Genomic DNA, 9,139 nt, shown 5'->3' with positions numbered 1-9,139 from the left:
AGCTCGACGACCTGCCCACCGCCCCCAACGCCAGGCCCGACGCCCTGCCCAACACTCCCACCGCCGGGCCGGGCACCCAGCCCGACGTGCCCACCAGCAGGCCGGAAACCCAACCGACCACCGACACCACCCAGACCGGCACCCCACCGACCACACCGGCCACCCAACCGGAACCGTCCACCACCACCCAGCAGGAACAGCAGCTCCCACGCCAAGAGCCCGACGAGCGCGCCTCGTTCACCCTGGACGAGCTCGACGACCTGCCCACCGCCCCCAACACCAGGCCCGACGCCCTGCCCAACACTCCCACCGCCGGGCCGGGCACCCAGCCCGACGTGCCCACCGGCAGGCCGGAAACCCAGCCGACCACCGACACCACCCAGACCGGCACCCCGCCGACCACACCGGCCACCCGACCGGAACCGTCGACCGCCGGCCGCCCCGATCCGCTGTCGGACATGCCTGGCACCGGTGCCAGGCCCGATACCACGGTCCCCTCCGAGCAGCGCCCCGTCGGGGACGAGCCGCGCGTGCCGTTGTCCGACGAGGCGGCCGACCGGATCGCCTCCGAGATCGAGGGTCTGCCCAGCGCACCGGTGAGTCCCTTGGCGCGTACGGGCGATGGCCCGGCCGTCCAAGGGCAGTCGGAGACGTCCCGGCAGGCGCAGCCGCAGCGTGGCGAGCCCTCCGCGCCTCGTCCCGGGTCCGACGTGACTCAGACCCAGCGTTCCCGTCCCGCGGCCGAGACGGAGTTGCCCGCCGCGCCGACATCCGGTCCACGCGTCGACCGGGCCACCATGCCCTCGCGTGTCCCGCAGATCGAGGACCTGGAGCGGACCCTCGCGGAGATCGAGCAGCAGGACTCCACCTCTACGCCCGCCCAGGACTCCACTTCTACGCCCGCCCAGGACTCCACCCCTACGCCCGCCCACGACACGTCGACGACGCCGTCCGCGGCTCGGCCCGGTCCGGAGACCGGCGATTCCTTGGATCAGCGGCAGGCCGACGGGGTACGTCCCACGACGCAGGCCGAGGAGCCCTCGACGACCGAGCTGCAGCAGAACGCCTCCGACGTGCCGGGCGTGCAGGACGTCCAGGGCGGAACGACGGAGCAGACGGAACAGGACGTCCACGACGTCGCGCCCGACGCATCCCTGCGCCACTTCGCCGACCAGCAGTTCGGCAAGCTGGAAGAGCCGACGGCCCGTCAGCTCTGGACGGAGGCCTCGCGCGTCACCGCGCAGCACAACCCCTTCCCGCCGACCTTCGGCCGCCCCGGCGAAGGCATGCGGCAGCGTGATCCCCAGCAGTTCTGGTCGATCATGCGCGTGGCGCAGACCCTGCACGAGAACGAGGGAGCGCCGGACCGCATCGCGCAGGCGGTCGAGGTCGCCAAGGGCCTGGCCGCGGAGCGCGGCGTCGATGTCGTACGGGAGATGCTGCGGGGTGGTGCTTCCGCCCGCCCGACGGTGGATCTGACGCTCCCGGGCGACGGCCCGACCCGGCTCGACGAGGCCGGAACGCCCACGGGACAGCGGGTTGACCCCCTCGGCGCCCCTGTCGAGTCCGGGTCGTCCGGGGAAGGCTCGACCGCCGACGCGTCGGGTGCGGCCACTCTCGGCGGTCAGACGCGCACGTCCGAGGGGCCGGCGGAGATGCCTCTGCTCGGGGCCGGGGCATTGTCGGAGCAGGCGGCGCGGATCACGCGGATCCCGGGTGACGCGACCTCCGCGACCCCGGATCGGCTGGAGCTCGTGGGCCCCGACGGTCTGCGGCTCCCCGACCGCTCGGTGCGGGCCGGCGCGGACGGAAGCTTCATCGTGACCCGCACCACCACCGACACCCTCACCGGCACCAGCACCGACACCCTCACCAGCTCCGGCACCAGCACCAGCACCAGCACCAGCACCAGCACCAGCACCAGCACCAGCGAGGAACTGCATTTCGCGGCGGACGGCGGTTTCAGGTACCGGGACGTGCCGCTACCGGGGATCCCCCATGTCGCGCGGTTCGACACCCCGTCCGGTGTGGTCAACGCGCCGCAGCTGATCGACAGTAACGGTTCTCCGGTGCCGGGAGCGGACATCCGGCGCATGGGTGACGGCGGGATGGCGGTGACCCTCCCGGTGCCGGGGCAGGAGGAGACGCGGCTCCGCTGGGAGTTCGGCGAGGACGGAGCGCCGCGCGGCCAGTCGCTGATCGTGCCGGACCGGCTCGCCGCGGCCGTCGACCGCACTCTGGACCTCACGGCTCTGCGTCCGGAGGGCGTCGTCTGGCGCGACTCCTACGAACCTTTGTGGCGGTACGACCTGCGGCCGCCCAAGGTCGTCTTCAAGCACGGCTTCCCGCCCAAGAACACCGGGAACGCCGACATGGCGAGGTACGTCGTCGCCTGGGGCCCTTCGATGTTCGTCAGCACGTCGAAGGACGACAACTACACCCACCCCGCGAAGTTCAGGTACGAGATCCACGCGCCGGGCGGCATCGACGTCAACGAGACGCTGAAGGACCACCGGTTCGACGATCTGCCCGAGGACTTCGGTGCCGATGCGGAACGCGCGAAGGCCGGGAACCCGCACACCGAAGAGCACGAGATCGCGTTCCCCGGTGGTATCCGCCCGCAGTTCATCAAGCAGGCGCAGTACATCAAGGACGCGCAGCACAAGCACATCAGGGGCAAGTGGGCCGCCAATCCCAGGTTCGACCCGACCTCCGTCAACACCGAGGTGACGAGGCCGGTGACCGTCCAGGAGGTCGAGCAGATCCTGGAGCGGGGCAGGACCGCCATGGCCGCCGAGACACCGGTGTCGGGGCCGGTGGAGGTGCCGGAGGAACTGCGGCGGTTCGCCGAGCAGTTGGCGGAGATGACGCTCCGGAAGTCTCACCGCCTCTGGGACAGCGCCGTCTTCATCACCCGAAACTACAACCCGTTCGATCTGGTGGTCGACGAACCCCTGAACTCCGTGGCCGGGCACCGCCTGATCAGTCCGACGCTGCTCAAGCGCGATCCCGAACAGTACTGGCACACCATGCGGGTGGCGCAGGAGATCCACCTGTACGGCGGTCCCAGCCGGGGGGACTACGAAGGCGTGAAGCTGGCCGAGAGGCTGGCCAAGGGCCGGCGCGAGGGCGGTACGACGGAGAGTCTCCTCGGCACCGGGGGCGGACGGACCTCGCAGGCGCCGGTCGGGGCATCGGCCGAACGCAGCGGGGTCGGTCACCCGTCGCAGCAGCTGGTGTTCCCGGCGGCGGATCCGGTGCGGCCCGATCAGTGGCGGCACCGCCGGGCCGACGCGGTCGGCAGCGAGCTGCGGACCGAGCGCTTCGCCCCCGAGCGGGGCCGGCCGGCCGGCGACGGCACGCTGCCCGGCAGCAGCACCCTCATCCGGGCGTGGGTGCGCCGGATCCAGGCCGAGGACAGCCGCTGGGTGCGGAACCTGAGCCTGCATCTGCCGGTGCGGTTCGGCGACGGCTTCGACCAGGACATGCTCAGGGAGTTCGAGGCCCGCTGGCGGCAGGCGCTGGACGGCCACTTCAACACCGGCCTGCGGCTTCCCCGCTCCGGCGACCAGCTCCACATCGACCTCGACCTGAGCCATGTCCCGGACCACCCCGAGGCGATCGAGCTCAGCATGTCCCCCGAGCCCGGCCGCTCCGACCAACTGCACCTGCGGATGCACAGCGAGGCGACCGGGCTCGGCCCCGACGAACTGGTCCGGCGGCAGCGGCTCAACGACCTGCTGGGTCTGCACGAGTTCGGTCACTTCACCGGTCTGCCGGACACCTACTACGCGGCGGACTCGGTCTTCCGCAACAGCGCCGCGAAGTCCAGCGGCAGCGGCATCATGGCCGACGTCGTCGAGGCACCCTCCCCGGGCGTTCCGGCGGGGTACCTGGCAGCCATCGAGAACACCGTGGACTCCGGCCCGGTCGTCCGCGACCACCCGCTGACGGGTCCGACCGCCGCGAGGACGACGGCGGCGAGGACGACGGCGACGAGTGCCCGCCAGACCCCGGTGGACCCTGCGGAGCACCAGCGGTTCGGGCAATTCCGCGACGAACTGAAGAGCATGGTGGTCAGGCCCCACCCTGATCCCGAGCGACTGCGGCAGAGCATCGACACGTTCCTGGACGGTGTCGCTCCGCAGCGCCGGGCGGACTGGGTCCGGGAGACCCGGCGATTGATCGACACCCTGCCCGAGACGCAGTACGCCGACGAGTCGGTCAACGCGGCGCACCGGGCTCTGAACGCCTTCGACACCGACCGGCCCGCCATGGCCGTGCCCGGCACGGAGTACGTGAGCGCGAGCCGTGTCACGGCTCCCAGGGGGGCCGGTGTCGTCCACCGCGACATACCCGAAGTCGTCGTGGTCGAGGGCGAACCGTATGTGCCCATCTACACGGCTGTGTTCGGCGACTCACTGGGCGTCGACAAACCGCCGTTCAAGGACGTCGGTCTGGACGGGAACGGCATCGTCCAGATCCACACCGGCGCCCTCAAGGACACCGACAACGTGTTCTGGGTGAGCATCGGCCAACCCCTGCGCCAGATCAAATGGATCGACAAGTACAGGACCGACCCCGCGGCGACCGAGCCGATGATCCGGTCCTTCCTGGTGCCGCTGCGCACCGCCAACGAGATCTCGCGTGGCGCGGTCACCGAGCACCAGGCCGCGTCCTCCGCGTACCAGGACGGCGAGGTCCCGGACGACCTCAACGTCGACAAGCCGTACGCGTCCAACCAGTTCGGCATCAGGAACCCCCGCTCCCTCGAACTGCTCCGCCAGACCGCGCTGCCCAACTCGCTGCGCACGTACACCGACGGAGAGCCTCAGGGCCGTCCGGATTCCTGGGGCGATGTGCGGCCCCTCGGCGAACTCCGCGCCAGGCTCGGCGTCCCGAGCGAGGGCATGCCCGACTACCCCGTCTTCGTCGAGGGCAACAACTTCCTCGATCCCGCCAGGTACGAGGAGATGGCGAGGACGCTCCGAGAAGTCGTCGCGGCCCACTACAACAACCCGAGCCTGCGCGACCGCGGGGACAGGCACCTGTCGAGGAAGCAGGTGGAGGCGTTCTTCGACCGGCACGCCCCCGAGCGCCTCAAGGCAGGTGTCGAGGGCCGAGCCGACAAGCGGGGGGCCATCGACGCGTTCGTCCGCGACTACGTCAGCCCCTCGGCCACCCAGGTGCGTATCGCGCAGGCGATCCACGACGAGTACCGGCACCTCGACGAAGGCAACCCGTCGGACCGGCCGGTGGCGTACCGCCTCACGGGGGCGCAGCCCACCCTGCGGGGCCAACGCAGGACCGCCGACCGGCAGCTGGGCCAGTTCCACCGTGAGCTCATGGAGGAGCGGTTCGTGATCCGCTCCGACTACGACGCCCTCAAGAAGGGGCTCGTCAATGCCGCGTTGAAGGAGGACCCGCCGCGCGAGGTCCGCCTGGCTCTGACCGAACTGCGCGACAAGCGCGAGGAGATAGTCAACGACTACGAGTTCAAGATCGGCGACTTCTCCACCACCCCGGCCAAGACTGAGGAGTACCGCGGCTTCGCCACCGCCGTACACGGCCGGATCACTGAGGCGTTGGGCGCGCGGCAGCCGGGTCCGCAGCTGGCTCGGGTCCTCGACTCGCTCGACCGGATCCGGTCGGCCTCGACGCAGGAGACGGGTGCCCTCGATCCCGTCTCCAGCCGCTCGGACCTGCCAGACCGCCCCGTCGCCTCCGCACCGGTCGCGCAGGCCACCATGCGCGGTGCAGTCTCGCGACTGGAACCCGTCGCCGAGCACGAGGACATCGCACTGCCCGGCACCGACCACGTCATCCGGGTCGACGCGGAGTCGGGACAGCTGTTGTCCGTGGTGTCCGGCGGGACCGAGGCCGGCACCGACGTACAGGTCGAGCAGACGGCGGACGGCGGGCTGGTGGTGCACGCCGACGGCCTGGCGGACGGCCCGGTGACCTGGCACTACGACGCCGACCGGGTGCTGGAGTCGATGGAACGGCCGCTGACCGCGTACCGGGGCAGTCCGCTCGCCGGTCAGCGCGTACGGCTCCGCTTCGCACCGGACGGCGCCCTGCGCGCGGCCCGGCTCGTACCGCAGGGCGACGCCGGGGCCGGGGCGCACGCCGAGGTCGTGCGCGGTGGCTTCCAAGTGACCGATCCGGACACCGAGGTGACGTACCACTTCGACCGCGCGGCCCGGCAGGTACGGACTCCGCAGCCGGTCACCCGGCACATCCGCTTCGACGGCGGCTCGCACCACCTGTCGGCCGACGCGCGGCGAGACGTGGACGCGCTCGCCGCGAGCACGGCGCAGGAGGGTGTGGCGGCCTTCGAGCGGGGACGGGCGCTGCCTGTCGTATCGATCAGCGGTCACGGCAACGGCACCGTGCTCGGACGGCCCCACTTCGGCCGGGCCATCCGGCGGGGCGAGGAGCGGGCGGAGGCGGTGGCCGAGGCCTTCACCGAGCGCCTGCGCGAGCACCTGCGGGCGGCGGGAGCACCGCCCGAGCTGCACGCCGCCGACTTCCCCGTCGTCGTCACGTCACGCGGCCGCGAGTACCCGCTCGGCACGAGCCCCGCCGACGGCGCGGCCGCCCTCCGCCGCGCGGTCATCACCATCAGCCACCCGAGCCCGACGCTGGCCGACCTCATCGCGACCTCACCCCCACGGGAGGCGGCACAGCCGGATCCGGCCGAGGAGGTACGCGACTCAGGGCACCCTTCCGCCGCCGCTGAGCAGGTCAGGGCCACGGAAGAGCCGAGCGCGACCGAGGCGACGCCCACACCGGGGGACGTACGGGACGCAGAAGATGTGCGTACCGAGGGCGATACGACGGCGGAGCCCCTCGCACCGGTCGGGGTCGGTGCGCCCGCGTCCGAGGAGACGCCCGCCGCCGAAGTGCCGTGGTACGTGGAGCGGGGCGCTCTGGGTGAGGTGACCGTCCACGACGCCCAGGCGTTCGACGAGGACACGGCGCGGCACTGGGCGGAACGGCTCACCTATGAGGTGACACGGCCCGGGGACAGCACCGAGCTGATCGACGGCATCCACAACGCGATACGCAAGCTGCTGGCCGGCGAGGACGCGCACTCCGCCACCCCCGCCGCCGTCTGGGACCGGGCGCTGCAGCAGGGCCTGATGGTGGCGGCCGGTGATCAACTGGTGTGGGTGCGGCCGGTGTTGAAGCAGCTCGCGCCCGCGCCGGCTGACCCCGGGGCGGATACGGCGGTGCGCGAGTACAAGGTGTCGTTCGCCGGGCAGTCGGCCACGACCAAGGCCTCGGTCGAACGGCCGCACGGCGCCGACGTCGTCCCGCTCACGGCCCTGTCGCTCGCCCAGGGCGCCGGCTCCCTGCTGCCCGCGATCCCGCTGGTCGGCGGCCAGTGGAGCCGCCAGCAGGCCACGGAACTCGAACGCAGCGTGGTGGCGGGCCGCAAGGTCTTCGTGCGGGACATGCTCCGGTTCCTGGCCGGCGGGGCGCACCTGCGCGTCTACGTCGACGGCCAGCCGCGCCCGTACCTCTCCGGGGACGAGTCGTTGGTCGTACCGGACGCGGTGACGGTGGACCTGCCCTCGGACTTCACCCGGCCGGGCGGGCCGCGCCCGGAGACGGCGGACGAGCCCACCTCGCGGGGCACCGGTGTGTCCCACCCGCACCACGCACGCGAGGTGCTCAACGCCGTCGACCTGGAGCCGGTGGCGGCCCGGCTGCAACGCAACCTGCGTTCCGCGGGGTTGCCCGCCGAGGCGGTGCGGCAGATCGCGGAGACGGTGCTGTCCCGCCTCAACGAGAAGTCGGCCCGCAACCGCAGCCGGTACCTGCTCGGCAACGGCGTCCTGACCAGCCGGGTGGACGTCCGCGCGGGCGGAGCCCGGTTCCGTGGCCGCTTCAGCATCCGGGCGCGGATCCACGACCTGCAGTACATCGGTGACGCCCCCGGGGTCGCGGTGCGCGAGGACTCCGGTATCGGCATCACCGCCGCCCGTTCGCGGATGGACAAGGGTCGGCTGTCGCTCGGCGTGGCCGGCGGCGGCGGGACCAGCGGCGACGTCCGTTTCATGCCCTCCGCCGCGCTCACGTACGACCGAAGCCGCGACGCCGGGCACGGTCTGGCCGAGGTGGCGATGAGCCACACCGTCCTGAACGCGACCAGCGAGCAGGCCCGTTACCGGGCCGGGCTGCGGGTGACGGTGGAGGCGGAGGTCGAGTCCGGCAGTCACCGCATCGTCCCCGTGGAGCAGGTCGTCGATGCGGAGCTCGGTGTCCCCGGCCGGGAGGCCGCCGACTTCGAGCAGCGGCTGCTGGGCGAGGACGCACCACCGCTGCGCCGGCAGGCGCCCGCCCTGGACGGTCCCGTCGACGCGCAGCCGAACGTGGTGCGGCTGCTGGTCCTGGCCGCGGACCACGGGGTCGGGCTGCCGGAGTCCGCGTATCAGAGGCCGGCCAGGCTGGACACCTGGCGGGATGACGCGCCGCCGCCGCATCCGCGCGAGCCGGTCGCGCTGGCGTCCCGGCTCGGTCAGGGCTTCGGCATGGCCATCGCCCTGCCCGGCTCGGAGCTGGTGCTCCCCCAGGTCCGCACCGCGCTGGCGACGCTGCACCGGCAGCTGACGGGCGGCCGTTCGCCCGACTGGTCGAAGGCGCAGGACGAACTGGTCGCGTGGTTCGACCGCCCGGCGTTGGAGGGCGACCTGCCGCGGCTGCTGGCCGGCGTGACGCACGACATCAGCCTGGGCGGCCGTACGTACACCGTGTCGGTCGGAGCGCGGCTGCTGGAGCGGGTCCACGGCCGGACCGACGTGGACGCCTACCCGATGATCGTCAACGCGCGGGCGCTGGAGAGCGCAGCGACGACGGGCAGCCGGGCGACCTCCTGGAGCGTCGACTTCCAGCTGGGCGGTCGGCTGGCCGTGCAGCTGAAGAAGATCCTTCGCCTGCAACTGGGCAACTTCGGCTTCTCGATCGGCGGTGGGTCCAGCCGGAGCAGCCAGTTCGCCGGTGGCGCCAAGTCGTATCGGCGTACGGAGACCGTCGGCTCCGTCGACGAGCACGACTACAACGTCGTCTACGAGCTGTCGGTGCGCTCGGCCGCCCACTCGCCGCAGCGGTGGTGGATTGACCGGCCCGGCGA

At 72.2% G+C, this 9,139-nt stretch carries 1 protein-coding gene (only partly in view); it reads left to right on the top strand.

All coding sequences use genetic code 11. The features are described 5' to 3' along the window. Positions 1-86: 86 nt before the first annotated feature. Positions 87-9,139, top strand: the 5' end (the start) of a protein-coding gene (locus tag ACIA8X_RS31410) for a hypothetical protein (protein WP_399459707.1). The gene runs 20,866 nt beyond the window's last position; 9,053 of the gene's 29,919 nt are visible here — the first part of the coding sequence; its start codon is at positions 87-89; its stop codon lies off the right edge, out of view.

Origin of the sequence: Streptomyces sp. NPDC051738, assembly GCF_044453205.1 — a bacterium.
GTDB lineage: Bacteria > Actinomycetota > Actinomycetes > Streptomycetales > Streptomycetaceae > Streptomyces.
This window is presented reverse-complemented; position numbering and strand designations above follow the sequence as displayed.